Here is a 24,613-nt window from a genome sequence, read left to right as displayed (position 1 = left end):
GACTGGAGAGCGCCATGCCCGTCACGCCGGACGATGCCAGACTGATGGATGTCCAGCAGGGCGGGCGCTGCTTCTTCTGCGACGGGCCGGTGGGGGCGAAGTCCACCTTCGATCATCTGATCCCCCAGGCCTATGGCGGGATCGACGATCCGACCAACGTCGTGCTGGCGCACCGCCGCTGCAACCAGCGCAAGAACGACCGCCTGCCGACCGACGAGGAACTCGACCGGTTCTTCGCGCTGCGCCGCTCCAGCCGGCTCGGCGTCTGGCCGCCCCTGCGCGTGTTGCGCGACGAGGGGGAGGGAGCGGACGAGGAGGAGCGCTGGATCGCCGTGGCCCAAGCCATCGCCCAGCAGATCGCACAGCAACGGTGAGGCCGCCTGAAACCAAAGCGGCCCGATCCGGTTAACGGAAGACACCTTATATATAGAAGGAGCGTCGCCGATGACCGGCCAGCAGAACAAGCAGCCCCACACCGAAGAGACCGTCCGCCATACCGAAGGCGAGCAGAACACCGGCAACCACAAGAAGCCGGACGCCCCCGACGCCAAGGGCGCCGACCGCTTCGGCGGCACCCGCGCCGGCGCCGAGAATGTCGAGCCGAAGAAGTAGCCTGCCGGAATACGGCCTTTTCAGGCTGGCATCGCACCGCCGGCCTGTGCGAGATCCGGGGGACGGCATCCGCAGGCTTCATGCCGGGGGGCCGCCCCCACTTCGCACCCATGACCCGGCTTCCGTGACAAGAATGGCCCCCTCGATCTTCAAGCGATACAAGCTGCACTTCACCCGCCCGCTGCCGGGCCTGCGTCCGGGGCGGCCGGAACGCGACGCGATGGTGGAACGGGTGCGGCGGCTGGCCAGCGAGAACGGCATGGCCGGCGACCTCCACGCCATCGCCCCCAACGCCGGCTTCGGCATTCTGGAGGTGCGCTGCACCGAACGTCTGGCCCGCCGCCTGTCGGACCTGTCGGAGATCGAGACCGTCCAGGAGGCCTGACACCTGATGCCCGGCATGAGGGCAGGCAGGCGGCGGGCGGCGCGGAGGTGGTATATGGCTGGCCCTGGCGCTCCCCTGCCCTAGGTCAGGCCCGACCGGTCGCGCAATGGCGGTCCCCCCGATCACCGCCGGCCGGACCAACCACGATCTTCAAAGGGAGACACCAGCATGGCGATGCGGCAATCGGACGCCGAATGGCGTGGCGACCTCAAATCGGGCAGCGGCAAGATGCGGCTGGGCAGCGGCGCCTTCGAAGGCAGCTACTCCTTCCCATCGCGCTTCGAGAACGGCCAGGGCACCAATCCGGAGGAGCTGATCGCGGCGGCGCATGCCGGCTGCTTCTCCATGGCGCTGTCGGCCGGGCTCTCCCAGGCCGGCCACACGCCGACCCGTGTCCACACCACCGCCAAGGTGCATCTTGAGAAGGCCGGCGCCGGCTTCGCCATCAGCCGGATCGAGCTGGAGTGCGAGGCGGAAATCCCCGGCATCGACGAGGCCACCTTCCAGGAACAGGCGAACGGCGCCAAGGCAAACTGTCCGGTGTCGAAGGCGTTGGCCGGCACCCAGATCAGCCTGACCGCCAGGCTTCTCTGACCCGTCCCGCAGGAAAGGCGCAGCCCAATGCCGGGCGGCGCCTTTCCCCGGAAGCGTCCCGCGGCGGCAAGCGTACCGGTGCAGATAATGCAGCGAGCCACCGGCGGCAAAGCTGCCGCGGTGCCTCATGTCTTCCAAACCTTCCGCTCTGCCGAAGGGCAGATTGACCCCGCCGCTTCCGCCCACCCATAGTGCGGCCTTGCGTGTGCGGGAGCCCATCTTCCGTCCGCCGATCCCATCGAACGACGGTCAATGTTCATCGCAGTCCTTCGCCTTTGCCGGCCGATGTTTCTTCTGTTCGCGCTGCCGCTCGCGGCGCTGGCGACGGCTGCGGCCGCCCAGACGGCGGGAGAGTTGGGCCGCGAGCCGGTGATCCTGGCGCTGGACGGTGAATTCGGGCTGGCCAACAGCACCTCGGCCGAGGCCATCGAACGCGGCATCCTGACTGCCATCGACGACATCAACCGACAGGGCGGCGTGCTGGGCGGCCGGCCGCTGGAGCTGATCACGCGCGAACACCGGTCGATCTCCGCCCGCGGCATCAAGAACATCCGGGAACTGGCCACCATTCCCGATCTGATCGCCGTGTTCGGCGGCCGGTTCAGCCCGGTGGTGATCGAGGAGCTGCCGGTCCTGGAACAGACCCGCACCCTGTTCCTGGCGCCCTGGTCGTCGGCCGACGCCATCGTCGACAACGGCATGGAGCCCAACTACATCTTCCGCCTGTCGCTGCGCGACAGCCTGGCGATGCCCTTCCTGCTGAAGCGCGCCGCCGACCGCGGCCTGACCCGTGTCGGGTTGCTGCTGACCAACACCGCCTGGGGCCGCTCCAACCTGGAGGCCGCCAACCGCCATCTCGCCAGCCACAAGGTCCCGGATCTGGCCGGCACCGCTTGGTACAACTGGCGCGACCGCTCGCTGCTCGACAAGTATCAGGCGCTGGCCGAGGCCGGCGCCCAGGCGATCCTGCTGGTCGCCAACGACGACGAGGCCGCCGTGCTGGTGCGAGAGGTGGCCGCCCTGCCGGCGCAGCAGCGGCTGCCGATCCTCAGCCATTGGGGCGTCACCGGCGGCGACTTCGTCGGACAGGCCGGACCGGCGCTCAGCGAGGTCGATTTCACCGTGATCCAGACGGTCAGCCCCCTCCGCATCCCGCCGGACCGGCTGGCCCCGGTGCTGGAGACCGCCGGGCGGCTGTTCGGCATCCGCCGGCCGGAGGACATCGTGTCGCCGGTGGGCTTCCTGCATGCCTATGATCTGACCCGCATCCTGGCGCTGGCCATCGACCGTGCCGGCACCACCGACCGCACCGCGGTGCGCGACGCGCTGGAGCAGGTCGGCCCCTATCGCGGCGTGATCCGCGACTTCGACCGCCCCTTCGCCCCCGGCCGGCACGAGGCGCTTGGGTCCGACGACCTGCTGATGGCACGGTTCCGCACCGACGGCGTGCTGGTCCCGGTGGATTGAGGACACGGATGACCGATCCCACCCCCCTCGATCCGCCAGCCTACGGCACCGTCCCGCGCACCGCGCAACGGATGCTGACCTCCGGCCGTCTGGCGCGCCGCTTCGCGCTGGTGTCGCTGATGCTGGGCGTGCTGATCGCCATCCTGATCGGCGCCAGCCTGTATGTGGTGTCCAGCCGCCATCTGGCCCGCCAGCACCATGCCAATGTGGAGGCCAACGCCAGCCTCGCCGCCCGCCAGACCGAAGGACTGCTGAACACGCTGGTGACCACGGTGCGCGAGTTGGCGGACAACAGCATGCTCGCCACCGCGCTGGTCGATTCCGCCGGCAAGGAAAACTACCTGATCCCCTTCCTGGGCAGTTTCAACCACATCGCCAGCGTTCCGGTCGCCCTGGTCTTCACCGACTTCGAAGGGGATCCGATCGCCGACAACGGCCGCCATGCCGACCCGCTGGCGATTGCGCCGGCCGACATGGCCTGGCTGCGCGCCGCCATCGCCGCCGGCAAGCCGGCCGCCCGGGTGGTCCAGCAGGGCGACACGCAGTTCCTGCTGGCGGCGGAGATGCTGATCTATTCACGCACCATGTCTCCGGAAGGGGCGCTGCTCTACAAGGTGCCGCTCGACTTCCTGGTGCTGCACCCGGAGGCGGAACTTCTCTACGCCGGCGATGCACCGAAGCCGCCACCGCCCGACATGATGGCGGTGACGGTGCCGCTGACCGTGCCGGAACGGCTGGCCTCGCTGGGGCTGACCCTGCGGCTGGAGGCGCCGGAAACGCCGACATCGGCGCTGCTGTCCTGGATGCTGCCCGCCTATGGGATGGTGGGGCTGGCCGCGCTGCTGGCGATCTATGTCGGCAGCCGCGCCGTCGGCAACCACATGACCCGCTCCCTGCGCGACTTGGAGCGGCTGGCCGGGGCCATCGCCACCGACGGCTTCACCGGCCAGCGCGCCGAAGTCCGCGGCAACGACGAGGTGTCCGCCCTGGCGCGCGGCTTCAACGCCATGCTGGACCACATCGCCGGCATCCAGCGCGACCGCGAGATGCGCGCGGCGGAGGAGATCACCATCCAGCGCACGCTGGCCGAGCGCGCCGAGCAGGCCCGCGCCGAGGCGGAAAGCGCCCGCAACGAGACGGAACGCTCGCGCCAGGAAGCGGTGATGGCGCTGATGGTGGCGGAGCGCGCCAACGCCGCCAAGACGCATTTCCTGGCCGCCGCCAGCCACGACCTGCGCCAGCCGGTGCAGTCGCTGGTCCTGCTGACCTCGGCCCTGGCGATCCGGCTGGGCGACCATCCCGCCGCATCCCTGGTCGGCAGCATCGAGGCGTCGATGGACGCGCTGTGCCGCCTGCTCGACGCCATCCTCGACATCTCCAAGCTGGATGCCGGCACGGTGTCCCCCAATGTGCAGGCGGTGTCGCTCGGCACCATCTTCGCGCGGCTGGAGGATGAGTACCGCCTGCGCGCCGCTGAGAAGGGGGTCGCCTTCCGCAGCGTTCCCACCGGCGTGACGCTGAACGCCGACGCCGCACTGCTGGAGCGGATCATCCGCAATCTGGTGGAGAACGCGCTGCGCTACACCGACCATGGCCGCATCCTGCTGGGCTGCCGCCATGCCCGCGGGGTTCTGCGCATCCAGGTCTACGACACCGGCATCGGCATCCCGCCCGAACATCTGGAGCGGATCTTCCACGAGTTCTATCAGGTCTCCAACCCCACCCGCGACCGCGGCAAGGGGCTGGGGCTGGGGCTGGCCATCGTCGACCGGCTGGCGCGGCTGCTGGGATACCGCGTGCATGTCACCTCCCGGCCGAACAAGGGGTCCTGCTTCACGCTGGAGATCCCCGCCCCCGTTCTGGCGGCCATCGAGGCGCCGTCCGCCCCCGCATTGGCCGAACAGGCGCCGGAACCGGGACGCGGCACCGCCCTGGTCATCGACGACGACCCGCTGGTCCGCGAAGGCTTGACCATGCTGATCGAGGATTTCGGCTGGGGGGTGACCGCGGCCGACAGCGCCGGCCATGCGCTGCGCCTGCTGAGCGGCCAGGACCGCCCGCCCGATCTGGTGATCGCCGATTACCGGCTGGAGGCAGGGGCCACCGGCCTGCAGGCCATCCAGGCTGTGGAGGTCGCCCTGCGCGGCCGGGGCTTCGCGGTTCCGACCAGTGTGGTTCTGACCGGCGACACCGCACCGCAGCGCATCGCCGACGCGGAAGCCAGCGGCTACCGCATCCTGCACAAGCCCATCGCCGCCAAGGAAGTCGCGCAACTGCTGAGCGACGCTGTTCTGGAGCGGACCGGAACCGAGGATGGGCGGAAGACCGGCAGCCGGCGCAATCCGGTCATCCTGCCAGGCTGATCGCGCCGGGCCACTCGAACCGGCCCACTCGAACCGGTTGACCGATTGGGCCGGTTGACCGATTGAGCCGGTTCGAGTGGGCCGACGCGCCGCTTCATGTCATCTTCGGCCGGATTGCCCCGCCGCGTCCACCTGCAGAACCAGCCGTTCTATCGCCCGCACGGCACTTTGCTGATACCCGTCCGCCAATCCGGCAGTCTCCTGCCGCAGATGAGCCGCCGCCGCATCCTCAAGCACGCCCCGGGCCTCCTCCACCGTCAGGAGGCCCTTTTCGACCATGGCGATCACCAACGATTCACAAATCGAGAGAGCGGCCATCCCCGCCGCTCCATCCTCCGCCGTCATCATGCCCCCCGTGTGATTGGATGATGCTTACCGTCCAGCCATGCTGCCGGTACGTCCAATTGCATATGGAACAACACCATGGTCGGCCGCGCGTCACAGACCGTTCGAGAAAAATATTTGGCTGATTAACCTATGTTGTGGCCACCTTTGCCGAAAACCCTAAACGTTCGAGCTCACGCGGAACCGGGTCAACTGCGCGTCCGTTTATCAAAGCGCCAATATTAGGACAAAGAAGGCAAAGACGACCATGACTCGCGCACCGGCGAGCCGCGCCCTAGAGCCCACTCCATTGTGGCTTAAATTGAGCAGCTACCTCATCCTGTCGGATGAGGAGAAGTTGTACCTTACCGATTTGGAAAGGACAATTGCTCGAGTGTCACCGCGAACCGATCTACTCCAACAGGGTGAAAGATATCGGGACGTGCGGATCATGCGGGATGGCTGGGCAATCCGCCACAAGGCCTTGCCCGACGGCCGGCGTCAGGTCGTAAACTTCGTCCTGCCGGGCGACATCATCGGCATGTATTGCACGCTGTTCGAATCCGCCGACCACAGCGTCACCACCCTGACCCAGGTCGAGGTGGCGAGCTTTCCGCCGGAGCGGATCGGCGAGATGTTCCGCTCCTTCCCGCGCCTCGCCGCGGCGCTCGCCTGGTCCGGCGCACGGGAGGAGGCGATCCTGGCCGAACGGCTGCTCAGCCTGGGCCGGCGGACGGCGCTGGAACGCACCGCCCACCTGCTGGTCGAGCTTCTGCGCCGCCTCAGCATCGTCAACATGGTGACCGACGGCCATTTCGTCCTGCCGGTGACGCAGGAGATCCTGGCCGACGCGCTGGGTCTGAGCATCGTCCACATCAACCGGACCCTGCGCCGGCTGCGTGACAGCGGCCTGATCGAAGTGAACGGCCAGCGCATCACCGTCAACGACGTGCGCCAGCTTGCCTCCGTCGGGCAGTTCGACGAGCTGTACCTTCATTTGATCCGCGCCCCCCGCCGCCTGGAGCGCACCTTTTCCGGCGCCGGCGCGTAAGGCGCTGGCTTCGGCCGTTCAAATCCACCCGAAGCCGCGGCTTCGTCCCCCGATCCGCTAGCGTTGCAGTTCCCCGTCAGCAGAGCCCTCCCCCACCCGGCGGAGCGGCTCCTGGCGGGACGCCTGCGCCCGACCGATGCGTGCCGCCGCGCCCATTCCGCATCGCCAGGGTCGGTTATTGGCCCGACAGCCGTCCTCCCTGCCCGACCAGCCTTTTCTGCGCCGCACAAAATCTGCAAAACCGCAGCTCCGGTGTATCGGTGGCGGGATTCATGCGTCCATCCGTCATGCGGACCACCCCGGCATGCGCTCGGGATTTTCAAATCAATTCCTTGTTATAAAACGCTTTTCTGCGATCCCAACGCCCCGCCCCTAAAGCGACACACAATTCCCCTTTACACTCGTTGATCTGTATCATATTTTTCCTTCAGAAATTGTTCGCTGGACGCGCAATCCATCTCGGGGATGCCGATGTACACGCAGGGTTTGGATGCCAAGACCGAGCAGGGCGCTCAACCGTCTCCCCGGCTGGTGACGGAGCAGGAGGCCGCTCTCCAGGGCCGCTTCCAGGAGCGCGTCGATGCCGAGGAGAAGATCGAGCCGCGCGACTGGATGCCCGACGGCTACCGCCGCACGCTGGTCCGCCAGATCTCGCAGCACGCCCATTCGGAAATCGTCGGCATGCTGCCGGAAGGGAACTGGATCACCCGCGCGCCGACGCTGCGCCGCAAGGTGGCCCTGCTGGCCAAGGTGCAGGACGAGGGCGGGCACGGCCTCTACCTCTACAGCGCCGCCGAGACGCTGGGCGTGTCGCGCGACGAGCTGATCGGCCAGCTGCTGTCGGGCAAGGCCAAATATTCCAGCATCTTCAATTACCCGACCCCGACCTGGGCCGACATCGGCGCCATCGGCTGGCTGGTCGACGGCGCGGCGATCATGAACCAGGTGCCGCTCTGCCGCTGCTCCTACGGTCCCTATGCCCGCGCCATGGTCCGCATCTGCCGCGAGGAGAGCTTCCACCAGCGCCAGGGCTACGAGCTGATGCTGGCGCTGGCCCAGGGCACGGCTGAGCAGAAGCGGATGGCGCAGGATGCGCTGAACCGCTGGTGGTGGCCGTCGCTGATGATGTTCGGCCCGTCCGACGAGCAGTCGGCCCACTCGTCGCAGAACATGGCCTGGAAGATCAAGCGCTTCTCCAACGACGAGCTGCGCCAGCGCTTCGTCGACGCCACGGTGCCGCAGGCGGAGTTCCTCGGCCTGACCATCCCGGACCCGGAGCTGCGCCTCAACGCCGAGACCGGCCATTACGAATTCGGCGCCATCGACTGGACCGAGTTCAACGAGATCCTGAAGGGCAACGGCCCCTGCAACCGCGAGCGCATCGAGGCCCGCCGCAAGGCGTGGGACGATGGCGCCTGGGTCCGCGAGGCGGCCGTCGCCCATGCCGCCAAACGCCGGCAGCGCGCCCTGAAGAAGGCCGGCTGAGCCAAGAAATCCGAGGGAAGAGACAATGATGGATCGTAAAGACTGGCCGCTGTTCGAGATCTTCATCCGGCCGAAGAACGGGTTGTCGCACAAGCATGTCGGCAGCCTGCACGCCGCCGACGCCCGCATGGCGCTGGACAACGCCCGCGATGTCTACACCCGCCGCGGCGAGGGCGTCAGCATCTGGGCGGTCCCGGCCGCCAGCATCGCGGCGTCGGACCCGACGGACAAGGCCAGCCTGTTCGACCCGGCCGACGACAAGGTCTACCGCCACCCGACCTTCTACGACATCCCCGCCGACGTGAAGAACATCTAGCCGGAAGACCATCTGATGAGCACGGATCTCAAGGAGGCCCTGTTCGGCTACACGCTGCGGCTGGGCGACACCTCGCTGGTGCTCGGGCACCGTCTGTCGGAATGGTGCGGCCATGCACCGGAGCTGGAAGAGGACATCGCGCTGACCAACGTCGCGCTCGACCTCGTCGGCCATGCCCGCATGCTGCTGACCTATGCCGGCGAGCTGGAAGGCAAGGGCCGCGACGAGGACCGCCTCGCCTACCGCCGCGACGTCTTCGACTACCGCAACCACCTGCTGGTCGAGCAGCCCAACCGGGACTTCGGCCACACCATCGTCCGCCAGTTCCTGCACGACGCCTGGGCGGTGGAGCTGTACGGGCGGCTCTGCGCCTCGACGGACGAGACGCTGGCCGGCATCGCCGCCAAGGCGGTGAAGGAGGTGCGCTACCATGTCCGCCACAGCGGCGACTGGCTGGTGCGGCTGGGCGACGGCACCGAAATCAGCCATGCCAAGGTCGCCGACGCGCTGGGCCGGCTCTGGCCCTACACCGGCGAAATGGTCGAGCGCGACGAGTCCGAACAGGCGCTGGTCGCCGCCGGCATCGTCCCCGACCCGGCCGAGCTGAAGGCCGCCTGGACCGCCCGCGTCGAGGCGGTGCTGAATGACGCCACGCTCGACCGCCCGGCCGACGGCTGGATGCAGAAGGGCGGCCGCCGCGGCGAGCACAGCGAGCATCTGGGCTATCTGCTGGCCGAGATGCAGTTCCTGCCGCGCGCCTATCCCGACGCGAACTGGTGAGGGCGAGATGCCGGATGCAGCAGGCTGCTGGGGACCGGAACCGGGCGCCGATGCGGTCGTGAAGGCCGCCTGGGATGCTCTGGCCGGGGTGATGGATCCGGAGATTCCGGTGCTGAGCATCGTCGATCTCGGCATCGTCCGCGCCGTCTCGGCCGATGCGGACGGCCGTCTGTCGGTGGCCCTGACCCCCACATATTCCGGCTGCCCCGCCACCAACGTCATCGTGCTGGAGGCGGAAACCGCGCTGGCCCGCGCGCGCCTCGACGCCCGCGTCTCGGTGGTGATCGCCCCGCCCTGGACGACCGACTGGATCAGCGACGCCGGCCGGGAAAAGCTGGCCGAGGTCGGCATCGTCCCGCCGCCGCAGTCCGGCAAGCGCGCCCTGACCGCTCCGGACGAGGTGATCGCCTGCCCGCGCTGCGGCTCTACGGACACCCGCCAGATCAGCCGCTTCGGCTCCACCGCCTGCAAGGCGCTGCACGCCTGCAACGCCTGCCTCGAACCGTTCGACGTGTTCAAATGCCATTGAGCGGCTTCGGCGGAGGACCCCTCCGCGCCGCAAGGACGGACCCCATGACCAGCCCCAGCTTCCACCCGCTGACCATCCGCGAGTGCCGCCGGGAGACCGCGGACACCGTGTCGATCGCCTTCGACGTGCCGGCCGATCTCGCCGACCGCTTCCGTTTCGTCCAGGGCCAGTACCTCACCCTCAAGACCCGCATCGGCGACGAGGAGGTGCGGCGCTCCTACTCCATCTGCTCCGGCGCAGGCGACGGCGAGTTGCGGGTGGCGGTGAAGAAGGTGGACGGCGGTCTGTTCTCCACCCATGCCAACCAGTCGCTGGCGCCGGGCGCCGTGCTGGAGGTGATGACGCCGATGGGGCGCTTCCATACGCCCATCGATCCCAACGCCGCCCGCACCTATGTCGCCTTCGCCGCCGGCAGCGGCATCACCCCGGTGATGTCGATCCTGAAGACCGTGCTGGCGCAGGAGCCGAAGAGCCGTTTCGTGCTGGTCTACGGCAACCGCACCGTCTCCTCCATCATCTTCCGGGAGGAACTGGAAGACCTGAAGAACCGCTATATCGGCCGGTTGGTCATCCACCATGTGCTGAGCCGAGAGCCGGAAGAGGCCGGGTTGCTGGGCGGGCGCATCGGCGCCGCTCTGGTGCGCGAACTCTGCGCCGGCCCGCTGAAGGCGGAAGACATCGACGCTGCCTTCCTCTGCGGCCCCCAGCCGATGGTGGAGGAGGTGCGCGACGCGCTGGCCGACTGCGGCACGCCGGCTGCCAACATCCATGTCGAACTGTTCGGCACCACGACCGCCGCGCGGCCCGCCGTGAGGAAGGCACCAACCGACAGCCCCACCGATGCCGCCACCATCGCTGTTCTTCAGGACGGCAAGCGCAAGGAATTCACGCTGCCCTATGACGGCGAAAGCATCCTCGAGGCCGCCCACCGGCATGGCGCCGACCTGCCCTATTCCTGCAAGTCCGGCGTCTGCTGCACCTGCCGGGCCAAGGTCCGCGAAGGCAAGGTCGAGATGGCCGAGAACTACTCGCTGGAACCGTGGGAGATCGAGGCCGGCTATGTCCTGACCTGCCAGTCGCGCCCGCTGACCGAGCGGGTCGTCATCGACTTCGACGCAGCCTGATCCGACGCCGCCAAATCAACGAGAAAAAGGAAACGCCCCGCCATGACCACCACCCCGCAAGCCCTGTTCGAGACGCACGAGGCGACGCTGCAGAAGGCCGTCGAGGCCTGCCGCAGCCGCGCCTACTGGTCGGCCTTCCCCGAAATGCCGAGCCCGCGCGCCTATGGCGAGACGGCGGCGGCCGATGGCGAGGCGGCCTTCGCGGCCTACCGCGACAAACCCTTCGAACTGGACCAGCCGGGCGTGACCGGAACGGTGGGGGGCGAGCACTCGCCCTTCGGCTTCGACCTCGGCATCGCCTATCCGGTGTCGGACGTCGAGGCGCTGGTGACTGCGGCCAAGGCGGCGATGCCGGGCTGGCGCAAGGCGGGTCCGAACGGCCGGGCCGGCGTCTGTCTGGAAATCCTGAAAAGGCTGAACGCGCGCAGCTTCGAGATCGCCAACGCGGTGATGCACACCACCGGGCAGGCCTTCATGATGGCCTTCCAGGCCGGCGCCCCGCACGCCCAGGACCGCGGGCTGGAGGCCGTCGCCTATGGCTGGAAGGCGATGACCGACCAGGCCCCGGCGGCGCGCTGGGAGAAGCCGCAGGGCAAGAACCCGCCGCTGGTGATGGAGAAGCGCTTCGAGGTGGTCGGCCGCGGCGTCGGGCTGGTCATCGGCTGCGCCACCTTCCCGACCTGGAACGGCTATCCCGGCCTGTTCGCCAGCCTTGTCACCGGCAATGCGGTGATCGTGAAGCCCGGCCCGACCGCCATCCTGCCACTCGCCATCACCGTGAAGATCGCCCGCGAGGTGCTGGCGGAGTGCGGGCTCGACCCCAACCTCGTCACGCTGGCCATCGGCGACACCGTCGCCAGGGATCTGGCGCTGCGGCCGGAAGTGGCGGTGATCGACTACACCGGCTCCACCGGCTTCGGCGACTGGCTGGAGCAGAACGCCCGTCAGGCCCAGGTCTACACCGAGAAGGCCGGCGTCAACACGGTGGTCATCGACGGCACCGACGACCCCAAGGGCATGGTGCGCAACCTCGCCTTCACGCTCAGCCTCTATTCCGGCCAGATGTGCACGACGACCCAGGTCATCTTCGTGCCCAAGGACGGCATCCAGGCCGGCGCTGAGCGCATGAGCTTCGATCAGGTGGTTTCTGCGTTGGCCGGCGGGGTCGACAAGTTCCTGTCCGACCCGGAACGCGCGGTCGAGGTGCTGGGCGCCATCCAGTCCGACGCGACGCTGGCCCGCATCGACGAGGCCGCCAAGCTCGGCACCGTCGTGCTGCCGTCGCGCGCCATCGCCCATCCGAAATTCCCCGACGCCCGCATCCGCACGCCGCTGATCCTGACCATGGATGCGGCCGACGAGGACAAGTACGGCCATGAGCTGTTCGGTCCGATCTCCATCATCGTGAAGACCGACGGCACCGCCGACAGCCTGGAGCGCGCCGCCCGCCTGACCCGGACCAAGGGGGCACTGACCACCGGCCTCTACAGCACCGACCCGCAGCTGATCGAGCAGGCGACCGACCTGTTCGTCGAGGCCGGCGTCGCCCTGTCGGTCAACCTCACCGGCGGCGTCTTCGTCAACCAGTCGGCGGCCTTCAGCGACTTCCACGGCACCGGCGCCAACCCGGCGGCCAACGCGGCGCTGTGCGACCTTGCCTTCGTCGCCAACCGCTTCCGCGTGGTGCAGAGCCGCGTCCCGGTTCTGGAGGCCGTGCAATGAGCAATGACAAGACCATCCTCCTCGACATCGCCGACGGCGTCGCCACCGTCACGCTGAACCGGCCCGACCGGCTGAACAGCTTCACCGCGGCGATGCATGAAGAGCTGCGCGGGGCGCTGGCCGCCGTGCGCGAGGACACCTCCGTCCGCTGCCTGCTGCTGACCGGCGCCGGCCGCGGCTTCTGCGCCGGGCAGGATCTGTCCGACCGCGCGGTGGCACCGGGGCAGGAGGCGCCGGACCTCGGTGCTTCCATCGAGACCAACTACAATCCGCTGGTCCGCACGCTACGCGAGTTGCCGATGCCGGTGATCTGCGCGGTCAACGGCGTCGCCGCCGGGGCGGGCGCCAACATCGCGCTCGCCTGCGACATCGTGCTGGCGGCGCGGTCGGCCAGCTTCATCCAGGCCTTCTGCAAGATCGGGCTGATCCCCGACAGCGGCGGCACCTGGACCCTGCCGCGTCTGGTCGGCCACGCCCGCGCCATGGGCCTTGCCATGCTGGGTGACAAGGTTCCGGCCGAGCAGGCGGAAGCCTGGGGCATGATCTGGAAGGCGGTCGATGACGACAAGCTGGCGGAGGAGGCCGGGGCGCTGGCCCGCCAGCTCGCCACCCAGCCGACGCATGGCCTTGCGCTGATCAAGCGGGCGCTGAACGTCTCGCTGGACAACGACCTGGACAGCCAGCTCGACCTGGAGCGCGACCTCCAGCGCGAGGCTGGACGCACCCAGGACTATCGCGAGGGCGTCGCCGCCTTCGTGGGCAAGCGCGCGCCGAAGTTCGAGGGGCGGTGATGGCGGCGCTCACTCCCTCCGTCACCGTCGCGGTGGTCGGGGCCGGCGCCATGGGCCAGGGCATCGCCCAGGTCGCGGCCCAGGCCGGCCACCCGGTTCTGCTGGTCGACACCCGCCCCGGTGCCGCCCAGGCCGCCGTCGGGTCCATCGCCAAGGCCCTGACCGCGCTGGTCGAGAAGGGCAAGCGCACGGCGGCGGAGCGCGACGCCACGGTGGGTCGCCTCCGTGCCGTGGACGGCCTGTCCGACCTCGCCCCCGCCGGTCTGGTGGTGGAGGCCATCGTCGAGGATCTCGACGTCAAACGCCGCCTGTTCGCGGAGCTTGAGGGCATCGTCGGCGAGGACGCCATCCTCGCCACCAACACCTCGTCGCTGTCGGTCACCGCAATCGGCGCCGGGGTGCGGCGGCCGGAACGGCTGGCCGGACTGCATTTCTTCAACCCCGCCCCCTTGATGGCGCTGGTGGAGATCGTCAGCGGCCTCGCCACCGATGCGGCGGTGCTCGACACGCTGTTCGACACGGCCAAGGGCTGGGGCAAGAGCCCGGTGCGCTGCCGCTCCACCCCCGGCTTCATCGTCAACCGGGTCGCCCGCCCCTTCTACGCCGAAGGGCTGCGGCTGGTGCAGGAGCAGGCTGCCGATCCCGCCACCATCGACGCCATCGCCCGCGAGGCCGGCGGCTTCCGCATGGGGCCGTTCGAGCTGATGGACCTGATCGGCCATGACGTGAACTTCGCCGTCACCCGCTCGGTCCACGCCGCCTATTTCGGCGACCCGCGCTTCCAGCCCTCGCTGATCCAGCAGGAGCTGGTCGAGGCAGGTCGTCTCGGCCGCAAGTCCGGCCATGGCTTCTACGACCACGGCCCCGGCGCCGCCAAGCCGGCGCCGCACACCGCCGAGCTGGCCGCGAAACCCGACCGCCTGCTGGTGCAGGGTGACCTCGGCCCCGCCGCATCGCTGGTCGGGCTGCTGCGCGAGGCCGGCATCGCGGTGGAGGAAACGGCCGGCCCCGGTTTGCTGGTGGTCGATGGCGTCACGCTGGCGCTCACCGACGGCCGCACCGCCACTGCCCGCGCCGTCGAGGACCGCATCGCTCCGCTGGTGCTGTTCGATCTGGCGTTGGACTACGCCAAGGCTTCCCGCGTGGCGCTGGCCCCTGCCGACGGCACGCCGGCCGAGGCGCTCGCCGTTGCCGCCGGGCTGTTCCAGGCACTGGGCAAGGCGGTGTCGGTGATCGACGACGCCCCCGGTCTGGTGGTGATGCGCACCGTCGCCATGCTCGCCAGCGAGGCGGCCGACGCGGCGATGCAGGGGGTCGCCAGCGCCGCCGACATCGACATCGCGATGACCAAGGGCGTGAACTACCCGCTGGGTCCGCTGGCCTGGGCCGACCGCATCGGCCTGCCCCATGTGCTGGCCGTGCTCGACGCGCTGGCCCGCACCTACGGCGAGGACCGCTACCGCGCGTCGGCTCTGCTGCGCCGAAAGATTTCCGGAGGAAACCGCTTCCATGGCTGAGCCCCACACCGATCCCCAGTCCCTCGCCGAAGCGGTCGGACGCGGCATGTACGAGCGCGACCATTGCGCCCAGGCCCATGGCATCGAACTGCTGGAGATCGCCCCCGGCTATTCCCGTATGAGCATGACCGTGCGCAAGGACATGGTGAACGGCCACGACATCGGCCATGGCGGCATGACCTTCACGCTGGCCGACACCGCCTTCGCCTATGCCTGCAACGCGGCGAACGAGGTGACGGTGGCGGCGGGCTGCTCCATCACCTTTCCGGCCCCGGCCAGGCTGGGCGACCTGCTGACCGCCGAATGCCGCGAAGTGCACAAGCGCGGCCGTTCCGGCGTCTACGACGTCACCGTCACCAATCAGGACGGCACCGTCGTCGGCCTGTTCCGCGGCCAGTCGGCGCGTCTCGCCGGCAGCGTGATCCCCGTTCCCGGAGCCTCCCATGCGTGAAGCCTACATCTGCGACGCCGTCCGCACCCCCTTCGGCCGCTACGGCGGCGGGCTGGCCCCGGTGCGCCCGGACGACCTCGCCGCGGTGCCGCTGAAGGCGCTGATGGAGCGCAACCCCGGCGTCGAATGGTCCGCGGTTGACGACGTGATCCTCGGCTGCGCCAACCAGGCCGGCGAGGACAACCGCAACGTCGCCCGCATGGCGGCGCTGCTGGCAGGATTGCCCGAAACGGTGCCCGGCACCACGGTCAACCGCCTCTGCGGCTCCGGCATGGACAGCATCGGCATGGCTGCCCGCGCCATCAAGGCGGGCGAGGCCGAGCTGATCGTCGCCGGCGGCGTCGAGAGCATGACCCGCGCCCCCTTCGTCATGGGCAAGTCCGACAGCGCCTTCTCCCGTCAGGCCGAGATCTTCGACACCACCATCGGCTGGCGCTTCGTCAATCCGCTGATGAAGGCAAGGTTCGGCATCGACAGCATGCCGGAGACGGCGGAAAACGTCGCCGCCGACTACGGCATTTCGCGCGCCGACCAGGACGCCTTCGCCGTCCGCAGCCAGCAGCGCGCCGGCCGCGCCCAGGAGTCCGGGCGTCTGGCCCGCGAGATCGTCCCGGTCGCCATCCCGCGCCGCAAGGGCGAGCCGACGATAATCTCCGCCGACGAGCATCTGCGCCCCGACACCACGTTGGAGGCGCTGGCCAAGCTCTCCACCCCCTTCCGCAAGGAGGGCGGCAGCGTCACCGCCGGCAACGCCTCGGGCGTCAATGACGGCGCGGCCGCGGTGATCGTCGCCTCGGCCGAAGCCGTGAAGCGCTACGGCCTGACCCCGCGCGCCCGTGTCGTCGGCACCGCGGTGGCCGGCGTGGCGCCACGTGTGATGGGCATCGGCCCGGCCCCGGCGACGCAGAAGCTGCTGGCCCGCCTCGGCCTCTCCATCGGCGACGTCGATGTGATCGAACTGAACGAGGCCTTCGCAGCGCAGGGCCTTGCCGTGCTGCGCCTGCTGGGCCTGCCCGACGATGCCGAGCATGTGAACCCCAACGGCGGCGCCATCGCGCTCGGCCATCCGCTGGGCGCCAGCGGCACCCGTCTGGTCGCCAGCGCGGTGATGGAGCTGGAGGACCGCAAGGCGACCCGCGCGCTTTGCACCATGTGCATCGGCGTCGGCCAGGGCATCGCCATAATGGTGGAACGGGTCTGAACGGAATTTGGCATCACCGGCCGCCAAGCGCCGGGAACCAGAACGGAGGGGAGAAGCGCACCATGTCCATCATGACCGATACCGGCGCGAACCAGAGCAAGGCCGGCATGGACCGCTACGAGTTCGCCAGCCGCGACGAGATCGTCGCGATGCAGACGGAGCGGCTGGCATGGTCGCTCCGCCATTCATACGCCAACGTCGCATCCTTCCGCGCCAAGTGCGAGGCGAAGGGCGTCCATCCCGACGACTTCAAGGAATTGAAGGATCTGGCGCTGTTTCCCTTCACCGTGAAGGACGATCTGCGCCGCGCCTACCCCTACGGCATGTTCGCCGTGCCGATGGAGGACATCGTCCGCGTCCATGCCTCCAGCGGCACCACTGGGCGGCCGACGGTGGTCGGCTACACCAAGGGCGACATCGACGTGTGGTCGGAGGTCGTCGCCCGCTCCATCCGGGCGGCGGGCGGCACGCGCAGCGACATCGTGCACATCGCCTACGGCTACGGCCTGTTCACCGGCGGGCTCGGCGCCCATTACGGGGCGGAGCGGCTGGGCTGCGCCGTGGTGCCGATGTCGGGCGGCCAGACCGAGAAGCAGGTCCAGCTGATCCAGGACTTCAAGCCGACGATCATCATGGTCACGCCGTCCTACATGCTGAACATCGCCGACGAGATGCGCCGCCAGGGCATCGACCCGCGCAGCACCAGCCTGCGCGTCGGCATCTTCGGCGCCGAGCCCTGGACCGGTGCGCTGCGCGAGGAGATTGAGCGCACCTTCAACATCCACGCGGTGGACATCTACGGCCTGTCGGAGGTGATGGGTCCGGGCGTCGCGTCCGAATGCGTCGAGACCAAGGACGGCCCGGTGATCTGGGAGGACCATTTCTATCCCGAGATCATCGATCCCGACTCAGGCGAGGTGCTGCCCGACGGCTCCTACGGCGAGCTGGTCTTCACCACCCTGACCAAGCAAGGCATGCCGGTCATCCGCTACCGCACCCGCGACCTGACCCGGCTGCTGCCGCCGACCGCGCGCGGCATGCGGCGGATGGACAAGATCACCGGCCGCTCCGACGACATGCTCATCATCCGCGGCGTGAACGTCTTCCCGACCCAGGTCGAGGAGCTGATCTGCAAGATCCCGGCGCTGGCCCCCCACTACGAACTGGTGGTGAGCCGCGACGGGCATATGGACAACCTCGCCGTCCGGGTGGAGATGCATGACGGCGTCCATCCGTCGGAATGGGACGGCCACGCCAAGCATCTCCAGCACTCGATCAAGTCGCTGATCGGCATCAGCACCCGCGTCGAGGTGGTTGAGCCCGGCGGCATCGCGCGCTCCATCGGCAAGGCCAAGCGCGTGCAGGACCTGCGGCCCAAAAGCTGAGGCTCAGCCCTTCTGCGACAGCAGCGGGAAGGCGTCCAGGACACCGGTCAGCAGGATCTGGACGCCGACGCAGAACAGCAGGAAGGCGAACAGCCGCGTCAGCACCCGCACCCGCGTCGGACCCAGGAAGGCGACGATGCGGTCGGCGGAGCGGTAGGACAGCCAGATCAGCGCTGCGATCGCCAGCGCCGCCCCCGACATGCCCAGGAAGAACTCCATCAGACCGCCGGCCCCGCGCGTCGGGCGGGTGGAGCCCAGCGCGATGGCGACCGAGATGGTGCCCGGCCCGGTGGTGAAGGGGATCGTCATCGGGAAGAAGGCCGATTCCGCCAGCCTGTCGTTGTCGCCGGTGGGTGCTGCCTGTTCCTGCTTGCGCGCCTCGTGCCGTTCGGGTGCCGTCAGCAGCGCCCAGGCCCGTTCGGCCACCACGAAGCCGCCGGCGATCCGCAGCGCCGCCATCGACACGCCGAAGAAGTTCAGCACATAGGCACCCGCCCACAGCGCGGTCAGCATGACGATGGCCGAATAGAGGCTGACCAGCCCGGCCAGCCGCGCCCGGTCGCGCGGACTGCTGTCCGCGGTCACCTGACTGAAAATCAGCGCCATCGCCAGCGGATTGACGATGGAAAACAGGGCGGTGAAGGCGAGCAGGAAACTGTCGAGCATGGGATCCGCGGGTTTGTCGGCCGTTTGAACAGTTAGCGGCGACGGGGCAGGACTGGCAAGGGTGGCGTGCATACCCTCTCCCGCCCCGGGAGAGGGAAGGGGCCCAAGCGAAGCTTGGGAAGGGTGAGGGGTGACCCAAAAGTCAGAAATCCATGTCCGGATTGCCCCTCACCCTCCCGCCTTCGGCGGGTCCCTCCCTCTCCCGGGGCGGGAGAGGGCATTTCTCCACTGCCCGAAAATTCACCAGCGAAAGACTCTCAGCCCGAAAATTGGGCGCCTTGCGAAATCACACCTGCCCGGACACTGTCCAGACCGTCAGTTCCTGTCTTGATAGACAAGTTTTCTCTTCGTAAAAACAAAGCACTACCTGCTGAATACTCATCATCATCCCCGTCTGGCTCGCTTCTTGCTCCCGTCCGCCGCCGAGAGACGACAACGCGAAGGGACGAACGCCGTGCCAGCCGCCCAGCCCGCACCGCTCACTCTGGTTCCGCCGGCCGCAGACGCGGCACCGCGCACCATCGTCGATGTCCGCAACCTGACCTTGACCTATCAGACGACCGACCAGCCGGTCTACGCGCTGAGCGACGTCAGCCTGTCGATATCCAAGGGCGACTTCATCTCGCTGATCGGCCCCAGCGGCTGCGGCAAGACCACCCTGATGCGCGTCGTCGCCGACCTCGAACAGCCGACCTCCGGCGAGGTGACGGTCAACGGCATGACGCCGGAACAGGCACGGCTGAAGCGCGCCTACGGTTACGTCTTCCAGGCCCCGGCGCTCTACCCGTGGCGGACGGTGGAACGCAACGTCATGCTGCCGCTGGAGATCATGGGGCTGCCCAGGGCCGAACGTCAGCAGCGCGCCCGCGAGCAGCTCGACCTCGTCGGGCTGTCCGGCTTCGAGCGCAAGTTCCCCTGGCAGCTGTCGGGCGGCATGCAGCAGCGGGTGTCCATCGCCCGCGCGCTGGCCTTCAACCCCGACCTGCTTCTGATGGACGAGCCGTTCGGCGCGCTCGACGAGATCACCCGCGACCATCTGAATTTGCAGCTCACCCGCCTGTGGCTCGGCACCCGCAAGACCTGCATCTTCGTCACCCACTCCATCGCCGAGGCGGTGTTCCTGTCCACCCGCATCGTGGTGATGAGCCCGCGCCCCGGCCGCATCCTCGACGTCATCGACTGCGACCGCGACCTGCCGCGCGAGCGCACGCTCGACATCCGCGAAAGCCCGGAGTTCCAGCGCATCGCCCACCGCGTCCGCGAAGGGCTGATGGAGGGCCACAGCTATGACGACTAGGAAGACGCTGCCGGTGGTCGTCATGGCGCTGGCGGTGCTGGTGCTGTGGTACTTGGGCGCGGTCTGGCTGAACGCGCCGACGGCGACCGACGCGCTGAACCGCGCCGGCCACGGCTGGACCACCGCCGACCTGATCCGCGCCACCCTGGCGATGAAGCGCCCGATCCTGCCGACGCCGGATCAGGTGGCGCTCGACCTCTACAATTCCCTGACCGGCTATCCGGTGACCAGCATCCGCAACCTGCTCTACCACACCGGCGTCACCGCCGGGGCGGCGCTGGCCGGCTTCGGCATGGGGGTGGCGCTGGGGGTGGCGCTGGCGGCGGGGATCGTCCAGGCGCGCACGCTGGAATCGAGCCTGCTGCCCTGGGTCATCGCCTCGCAGACCGTGCCGATCCTGGCGATTGCGCCGATGATCGTGGTGATCCTCGGCAATCTGGGCTTCACCGGCCTGCTGCCCAAGGCGATCATCGCCATGTATCTGTGCTTCTTCCCGATCACCATCGGCATGGTCAAGGGGCTGCGCTCCGCCGATCCGCTGACGCTGGACCTGATGCGGACCTACAGCGCCGGCACCGCCCAGACCTTCCGCCTGCTGCGCCTGCCGGCCTCGCTGCCCTATTTGTTCACCAGCCTCAAGATCGCGGTCGCCGCCAGCGTCGTCGGCGCCATCGTCGCCGAGCTGCCGACCGGCGGGCAGGCGGGACTGGGCGCCCGGCTGCTGTCCGGCTCCTATTACGGCCAGACCGTGCAGATCTGGAGTGCCCTGGTGATGGCGGCATTGCTGAGCGTCACGCTGGTCGCCGTCGTCGGCCTCGCCGAACGGGCGCTGGTGCCGGGCGGCCGGGGAGGTGCGCGATGAGCCGCTCCACCATGGCGCGCCCCACTATGGCCCGCCCCATCATGGCACCGTGGCCGCTGGTGATGCTGGCCGCCCCGCTGCTGCCCTTCGCCACGTCCGGCGGCACCGACCTGTATCTGCCACAGATACCCGCTGCCCTCGCCCTCTTCGCCCTGACCGTCGTGACGATCCTCTCCCGCCGCCTGCCCGGCTCCGCGCTGGGCGAGGCCCTGCTCCTGCTGGCCGGAGTCGCCGCCGCCTATGCCGCCCCGCTGGTCCTGCTGCGCCAGGGCCACGCCCTCGCCCAGGCCGGCGGGCTCTGGCTCTACCTCGCCGGCGCCACGCTGCTGCTGTGGCGGGTTCTGGCCCTGCTGGCGGGGGTGAGCGGTCCGGTGCGGCTGGCCGGCCCCGCTTTGTTCGGGCTGGCGCTGGTCATGCTGTGGGAGATCCTGACCCGCGGTTTCCAGGTGCCGACCATCCTGCTGCCGCCGCCGAGCCTCGTGCTGACCGCCTTCGCCGCCAACGCCGCCGATTTGTGGGACGATTTCCGCCAGACGGTGCTGATCTCCGTCCTGCGCGGCTATCTGATCGGCTGCGGCGCCGGGTTCCTCGTGGCGATCCTGGCCGACCGGGTGCCTTTCCTGGCGCGCGGGCTGCTGCCGCTCGGCAACCTCGCCAGCGCCGTGCCGGTGGTGGGCATCGCACCGATCATGGTGATGTGGTTCGGCTTCGACTGGCAGTCCAAGGCCGCCGTCATCGTGGTGATGACCGTCTTCCCCATGCTGATCAACACCTTGGCGGGGTTGCAGAGTGCGGAGCGCATCCAGCTCGACCTGATGCGCTCCTACGGTGCGGGCTATTGGCGCACGCTGGCGATGCTGCGGCTTCCCTGCGCCTTGCCCTTTTTGTTCAATGGACTGAAGATCAACTCAACCCTGGCTTTGATCGGGGCCATCGTCGCCGAGTTCTTCGGCACGCCGGTGGTGGGGATGGGCTTCCGCATCTCCACCCAGGTCGCCCGGATGAATTTGGACGTGGTCTGGGCAACGATCGCCGTCGCCGCCCTGACCGGATCGCTGCTCTACGGTGCGCTGGCACTGGCGGAGCGGCATGTCACCGCCTGGCACCCGTCTTTCCGCAAACGCTGACATCCGTCCTTTTGCCATCCTTTCGCAGCCACAAAACAAAACCCAGCCAGAAGAGGATCGAACGCGATGAAGACCCTTGCCTCCGCCGTCCTGCTCGCCGCCACCGCGCTCACCGGCCTCGCCGGCTGGGGGGCGCCGGCCGCCGCCGCCGATGCGCTGACGCTCCAGCTGAAATGGGTCACCCAGGCCCAGTTCGCCGGCTATTACGTCGCCGCGGCCAAGGGCTTCTACAAGGACGCCGGGCTGGACGTCACCATCAAGGCCGGCGGCCCGGACATCAACCCGACCCAGGTCATCGCCGCCGGCGGCGCCGACGTGATCGTCGACTGGATGCCGTCGGCGCTCGCCAGCCGCGAAAAGGGCGTGCCGCTGGTCAACATCGCCCAGATGTTCCAGAAGTCGGGCATGATGCTGACCTGCCGCAAGGACGCCAACATCAAGGATCCCAAGGACTTCAAGGGCAACACGCTGGGCGTCTGGTTCTCCGGCAACGAATATCCGTTCCTGGCCTGGATGAGCAAGCTGGGCTACTCCACCTCCGGCTCCAGCCCGGACGTGAAGGTTCTGAAGCAGGGCTTCAACGTCGATCCGCTGCTGCAGAAGCAGGCGGCCTGCATCTCCACCATGACCTACAACGAATATTGGCAGTTGATCGAAGCCGGCATGAAGGCCGACGAACTGACGATCTTCAAGTATCAGGACCAGGGCGTCGCCACCCTGGAGGACGGCCTCTACGCCACCGAGAAGTCGCTGTCCGATCCCAAGATCGTCGAGAAGCTGGCGAAGTTCGTCAAGGCCTCGGCCAAGGGCTGGGAATACGCCGCCAAGAACCAGGTCGAGGCGGTGAAGATCGTGCTGGAGAACGACACCACCGGCGCCCAGACCGAGGAACACCAGACCACCATGATGCAGGAGGTCGCCAAGCTGATCGAGGGCGGCGCCAAGGGCACCGGCTATCTCGACCCGGCCGATTTCGACCGCACCGTCGGCATCCTGATGTCGGGCGCGTCGGCCCCGGTGATCTCCAAGAAGCCGGAAGGCGCCTACAGCCACGCGGTGTTCGACGCGGCGGCGAAGCTGTAAAGGGTCCGGTTTCGGGGGGTGGGCGCTTCGCCGTGCCCGCTCCCCCACCCACGAATTTCATGCGGCAAAAGACTTTCCGCCTGCGGACGCGCAGCGATATATTAGTAAGCGCGGCCTTTTGGTATCGACCGCCGATGAATTGAATGGGACGATTATGGACTCCAACGCGGGCGATACGAACATGGTGGCCGTGGCCGCACCGGTGCGGCGCCGCCGCCGCCGGCCCGCCAGCGCCACCGCAAGGCCCGCCCACCGCGGTGCCACGGTCTCGGGCACCATCTACCGCGACCTGCGCGACGACATCGTCTCCCTGCGGCGCAAGCCGGGCGACCCGGTGATCGAGAAGGAGGTGGCGGAAACCTATGGCGTCAGCCGCACTCCCGTGCGCGAGGCGATGCTGAAACTCGCCGACGAAGGTCTGGTGGAGGTGTTCCCGCAATCTGGAACCTTCGTCGCCCGCATCCCGATCAGCGGCCTGCCGGAGGCCATCGCCATCCGCCGCGCGCTGGAGGAGGCCACCGTGCGCTACGCCGCCGAACTGGCGAGCGGCAGCCAGGTGGCACGGCTGCGCGCCAACCTGGAACTCCAGCGCGAGATGAAGGAGTCCGGCAATTTCGACGGCTTCCACGAGGCCGACGAGGCGTTCCACGCCCTGCTGGCGGAGATCTCCGGCTATCCCGGCTTCTGGGCGGTGACCCAGCAGGTGAAGCGGCAGGTCGACCGCTACCGCCACCTGACCCTGCCGGCGGCCGGCCGGATGGACAAGGCGCTGGCCGAACATGGCGCCATCGTCGAGGCCGTTGCCGCCCGCGACCCCGACCGCGCGGTGGGCGAGCTGCGCCACCATTTGACCGACCTGCAGCTGGGCATCGCCGAGGTCCGGCGGAGCTATCCGCAATATTTCACGGAATGAGCGGGCGGGACGCGCTCACAGCTTGCGCGTTTCGTAATCGGTGAAGCTGGCGGCGCGCGGGGCGTAGCCGCTGGCGAAATGGGCGGAGGAGACGATCATGTCGGCCGTCGCCTCGTTGCAGGCCATCGGGATGTTGTAGAGCGTCGCCAGCCGGGTCAGCGCCTTCACGTCGACATCGTGCGGCTGGGCGGTCATCGGATCGACGAAGAAGACCAGCAGGTCGATCCGCCCCTCCGCGATCATCGCGCCGATCTGCTGGTCGCCGCCCAGCGGGCCGCTTTTCAGCGGGGTGATGTCCAGGCCGGGATGGGCGGCGCGCACCTTCTGCCCGGTGGTGCCGGTCGCCCAGAAGGCATGGCCGTCCAGTGCTGCGATGTTGGCGCCGATCCAGGCGATGAGGTCCGCCTTGCGGGCGTCGTGGGCGACAAGGGCGATGCGCTTGCGCGGCGGGACGGGCTGCTGGGCGGGCTGGTGGGCGGTCATGGCTGGACACTCCTGACGAAGACCGATCACTAATATATTACCTTTGAAGCCGGTGCAACGCGCCCTCCCGGCGCTGCCTCCGGAG

General features: G+C 68.6%; 26 protein-coding genes. 23 read left to right on the top strand and 3 right to left on the bottom strand.

Going from position 1 to position 24,613, the window contains the following annotated elements:
- The first annotated feature begins 14 nt into the window (after positions 1-14).
- The 6 genes from GBZ48_RS24630 (at position 15) to GBZ48_RS36790 (ending at position 5,421) form a co-directional block, all read left to right on the top strand.
- Positions 15-374, top strand: coding sequence for an HNH endonuclease (locus tag GBZ48_RS24630; RefSeq protein WP_174473427.1), 360 nt, complete (start codon positions 15-17; stop codon positions 372-374).
- Positions 375-444: 70 nt separating this feature from the next.
- Positions 445-612, top strand: coding sequence for a hypothetical protein (locus tag GBZ48_RS24625; protein ID WP_174473426.1), 168 nt, complete (start codon positions 445-447; stop codon positions 610-612).
- A gap of 133 nt (positions 613-745) precedes the next feature.
- On the top strand, positions 746-997 hold the full coding sequence (locus GBZ48_RS24620; RefSeq protein WP_014189516.1) for a hypothetical protein: 252 nt from the start codon (positions 746-748) through the stop codon (positions 995-997).
- A gap of 168 nt (positions 998-1,165) precedes the next feature.
- Entirely contained in the window at positions 1,166-1,591 is a 426-nt protein-coding gene (locus tag GBZ48_RS24615; RefSeq protein WP_174473425.1) for an OsmC family protein, read from the top strand.
- Positions 1,592-1,876: 285 nt separating this feature from the next.
- Positions 1,877-3,058, top strand: a complete 1,182-nt coding sequence (locus GBZ48_RS24610; RefSeq protein WP_211105882.1) for an ABC transporter substrate-binding protein — start codon at positions 1,877-1,879, stop codon at positions 3,056-3,058.
- Positions 3,059-3,066: 8 nt separating this feature from the next.
- Complete coding sequence (locus GBZ48_RS36790) at positions 3,067-5,421, top strand: ATP-binding protein (RefSeq protein ID WP_174473424.1); 2,355 nt, start codon at positions 3,067-3,069, stop codon at positions 5,419-5,421.
- A 99-nt stretch (positions 5,422-5,520) separates the two neighbouring features.
- Here the strand turns inward: GBZ48_RS36790 and GBZ48_RS24600 are convergent, their stop codons facing one another.
- Complete coding sequence (locus tag GBZ48_RS24600) at positions 5,521-5,739, bottom strand: hypothetical protein (RefSeq protein WP_146208013.1); 219 nt, start codon at positions 5,737-5,739, stop codon at positions 5,521-5,523.
- Between the two features lie 457 nt (positions 5,740-6,196).
- Here GBZ48_RS24600 and GBZ48_RS24595 point away from each other — a divergent pair, with 457 nt between their 5' ends.
- The 12 genes from GBZ48_RS24595 (at position 6,197) to paaK (ending at position 18,097) form a co-directional block, all read left to right on the top strand.
- Positions 6,197-6,796: a Crp/Fnr family transcriptional regulator gene (locus GBZ48_RS24595; protein ID WP_161957998.1), complete on the top strand. Its 600-nt coding sequence runs from the start codon at positions 6,197-6,199 to the stop codon at positions 6,794-6,796.
- A gap of 471 nt (positions 6,797-7,267) precedes the next feature.
- A complete protein-coding gene (gene paaA / locus GBZ48_RS24590; protein ID WP_174473422.1) occupies positions 7,268-8,281 on the top strand; it encodes a 1,2-phenylacetyl-CoA epoxidase subunit PaaA in 1,014 nt (337 codons plus the stop codon).
- A gap of 25 nt (positions 8,282-8,306) precedes the next feature.
- A complete protein-coding gene (paaB, locus tag GBZ48_RS24585) occupies positions 8,307-8,597 on the top strand; it encodes a 1,2-phenylacetyl-CoA epoxidase subunit PaaB (protein ID WP_425486012.1) in 291 nt (96 codons plus the stop codon).
- A gap of 15 nt (positions 8,598-8,612) precedes the next feature.
- Positions 8,613-9,377: a 1,2-phenylacetyl-CoA epoxidase subunit PaaC gene (paaC, locus tag GBZ48_RS24580; protein WP_174473421.1), complete on the top strand. Its 765-nt coding sequence runs from the start codon at positions 8,613-8,615 to the stop codon at positions 9,375-9,377.
- Positions 9,378-9,384: 7 nt separating this feature from the next.
- The gene (gene paaD / locus GBZ48_RS24575) at positions 9,385-9,906 is read left to right on the top strand and encodes a 1,2-phenylacetyl-CoA epoxidase subunit PaaD (RefSeq protein WP_174473420.1); all 522 of its coding nucleotides are present in this window, start codon (positions 9,385-9,387) and stop codon (positions 9,904-9,906) included.
- 44 nt (positions 9,907-9,950) lie between these two features.
- Entirely contained in the window at positions 9,951-11,030 is a 1,080-nt protein-coding gene (paaE, locus tag GBZ48_RS24570; RefSeq protein WP_174473419.1) for a 1,2-phenylacetyl-CoA epoxidase subunit PaaE, read from the top strand.
- A gap of 42 nt (positions 11,031-11,072) precedes the next feature.
- Positions 11,073-12,752 (top strand): phenylacetic acid degradation protein PaaN, encoded by a 1,680-nt coding sequence (gene paaN / locus GBZ48_RS24565; RefSeq protein WP_174473418.1) that lies wholly within the window; start codon positions 11,073-11,075, stop codon positions 12,750-12,752.
- Positions 12,749-13,543 carry a 2-(1,2-epoxy-1,2-dihydrophenyl)acetyl-CoA isomerase PaaG gene (gene paaG, locus GBZ48_RS24560; protein ID WP_174473417.1) on the top strand — a complete coding sequence of 265 codons (795 nt, stop codon included), beginning with the start codon at positions 12,749-12,751 and terminating at the stop codon, positions 13,541-13,543. The genes paaN and paaG overlap by 4 nt, the downstream gene beginning before the upstream one ends.
- Positions 13,543-15,060, top strand: a complete 1,518-nt coding sequence (gene paaH / locus GBZ48_RS24555) for a 3-hydroxyacyl-CoA dehydrogenase PaaH (RefSeq protein WP_174473416.1) — start codon at positions 13,543-13,545, stop codon at positions 15,058-15,060. The genes paaG and paaH overlap by 1 nt, the downstream gene beginning before the upstream one ends.
- Positions 15,053-15,511, top strand: a complete 459-nt coding sequence (gene paaI / locus GBZ48_RS24550) for a hydroxyphenylacetyl-CoA thioesterase PaaI (protein WP_174473415.1) — start codon at positions 15,053-15,055, stop codon at positions 15,509-15,511. The genes paaH and paaI overlap by 8 nt, the downstream gene beginning before the upstream one ends.
- A complete protein-coding gene (gene pcaF / locus GBZ48_RS24545; protein WP_174473414.1) occupies positions 15,504-16,712 on the top strand; it encodes a 3-oxoadipyl-CoA thiolase in 1,209 nt (402 codons plus the stop codon). Before paaI ends, pcaF begins: the two co-directional genes overlap by 8 nt.
- Positions 16,713-16,774: 62 nt before the next feature.
- Entirely contained in the window at positions 16,775-18,097 is a 1,323-nt protein-coding gene (paaK, locus tag GBZ48_RS24540; protein WP_174473413.1) for a phenylacetate--CoA ligase PaaK, read from the top strand.
- A gap of 3 nt (positions 18,098-18,100) precedes the next feature.
- Here the strand turns inward: paaK and GBZ48_RS24535 are convergent, their stop codons facing one another.
- Positions 18,101-18,763 (bottom strand): MarC family protein, encoded by a 663-nt coding sequence (locus tag GBZ48_RS24535; RefSeq protein WP_109051587.1) that lies wholly within the window; start codon positions 18,761-18,763, stop codon positions 18,101-18,103.
- A gap of 484 nt (positions 18,764-19,247) precedes the next feature.
- Here GBZ48_RS24535 and GBZ48_RS24530 point away from each other — a divergent pair, with 484 nt between their 5' ends.
- The 5 genes from GBZ48_RS24530 (at position 19,248) to GBZ48_RS24510 (ending at position 24,045) form a co-directional block, all read left to right on the top strand.
- Positions 19,248-20,060: an ABC transporter ATP-binding protein gene (locus tag GBZ48_RS24530; RefSeq protein WP_209798220.1), complete on the top strand. Its 813-nt coding sequence runs from the start codon at positions 19,248-19,250 to the stop codon at positions 20,058-20,060.
- Positions 20,050-20,922, top strand: coding sequence for an ABC transporter permease (locus GBZ48_RS24525; protein ID WP_174473411.1), 873 nt, complete (start codon positions 20,050-20,052; stop codon positions 20,920-20,922). Before GBZ48_RS24530 ends, GBZ48_RS24525 begins: the two co-directional genes overlap by 11 nt.
- Positions 20,919-22,049: an ABC transporter permease gene (locus GBZ48_RS24520; protein ID WP_246307432.1), complete on the top strand. Its 1,131-nt coding sequence runs from the start codon at positions 20,919-20,921 to the stop codon at positions 22,047-22,049. The genes GBZ48_RS24525 and GBZ48_RS24520 overlap by 4 nt, the downstream gene beginning before the upstream one ends.
- A 66-nt stretch (positions 22,050-22,115) precedes the next feature.
- Positions 22,116-23,132: an ABC transporter substrate-binding protein gene (locus tag GBZ48_RS24515; protein ID WP_174473410.1), complete on the top strand. Its 1,017-nt coding sequence runs from the start codon at positions 22,116-22,118 to the stop codon at positions 23,130-23,132.
- A 154-nt stretch (positions 23,133-23,286) separates the two neighbouring features.
- The gene (locus GBZ48_RS24510) at positions 23,287-24,045 is read left to right on the top strand and encodes a GntR family transcriptional regulator (protein ID WP_174473409.1); all 759 of its coding nucleotides are present in this window, start codon (positions 23,287-23,289) and stop codon (positions 24,043-24,045) included.
- A gap of 15 nt (positions 24,046-24,060) precedes the next feature.
- Here GBZ48_RS24510 and GBZ48_RS24505 read toward each other — a convergent pair whose 3' ends face one another.
- Positions 24,061-24,528 carry a methylglyoxal synthase gene (locus GBZ48_RS24505; protein WP_174473408.1) on the bottom strand — a complete coding sequence of 156 codons (468 nt, stop codon included), beginning with the start codon at positions 24,526-24,528 and terminating at the stop codon, positions 24,061-24,063.
- Positions 24,529-24,613 lie beyond the last annotated feature (85 nt).

It is taken from the genome of Azospirillum melinis (genome assembly GCF_013340935.1).
GTDB lineage: Bacteria > Pseudomonadota > Alphaproteobacteria > Azospirillales > Azospirillaceae > Azospirillum > Azospirillum melinis.
The sequence above is the reverse complement of the archived record's forward strand: the minus strand, read 5'-3'. Positions and strand labels throughout refer to the sequence as shown.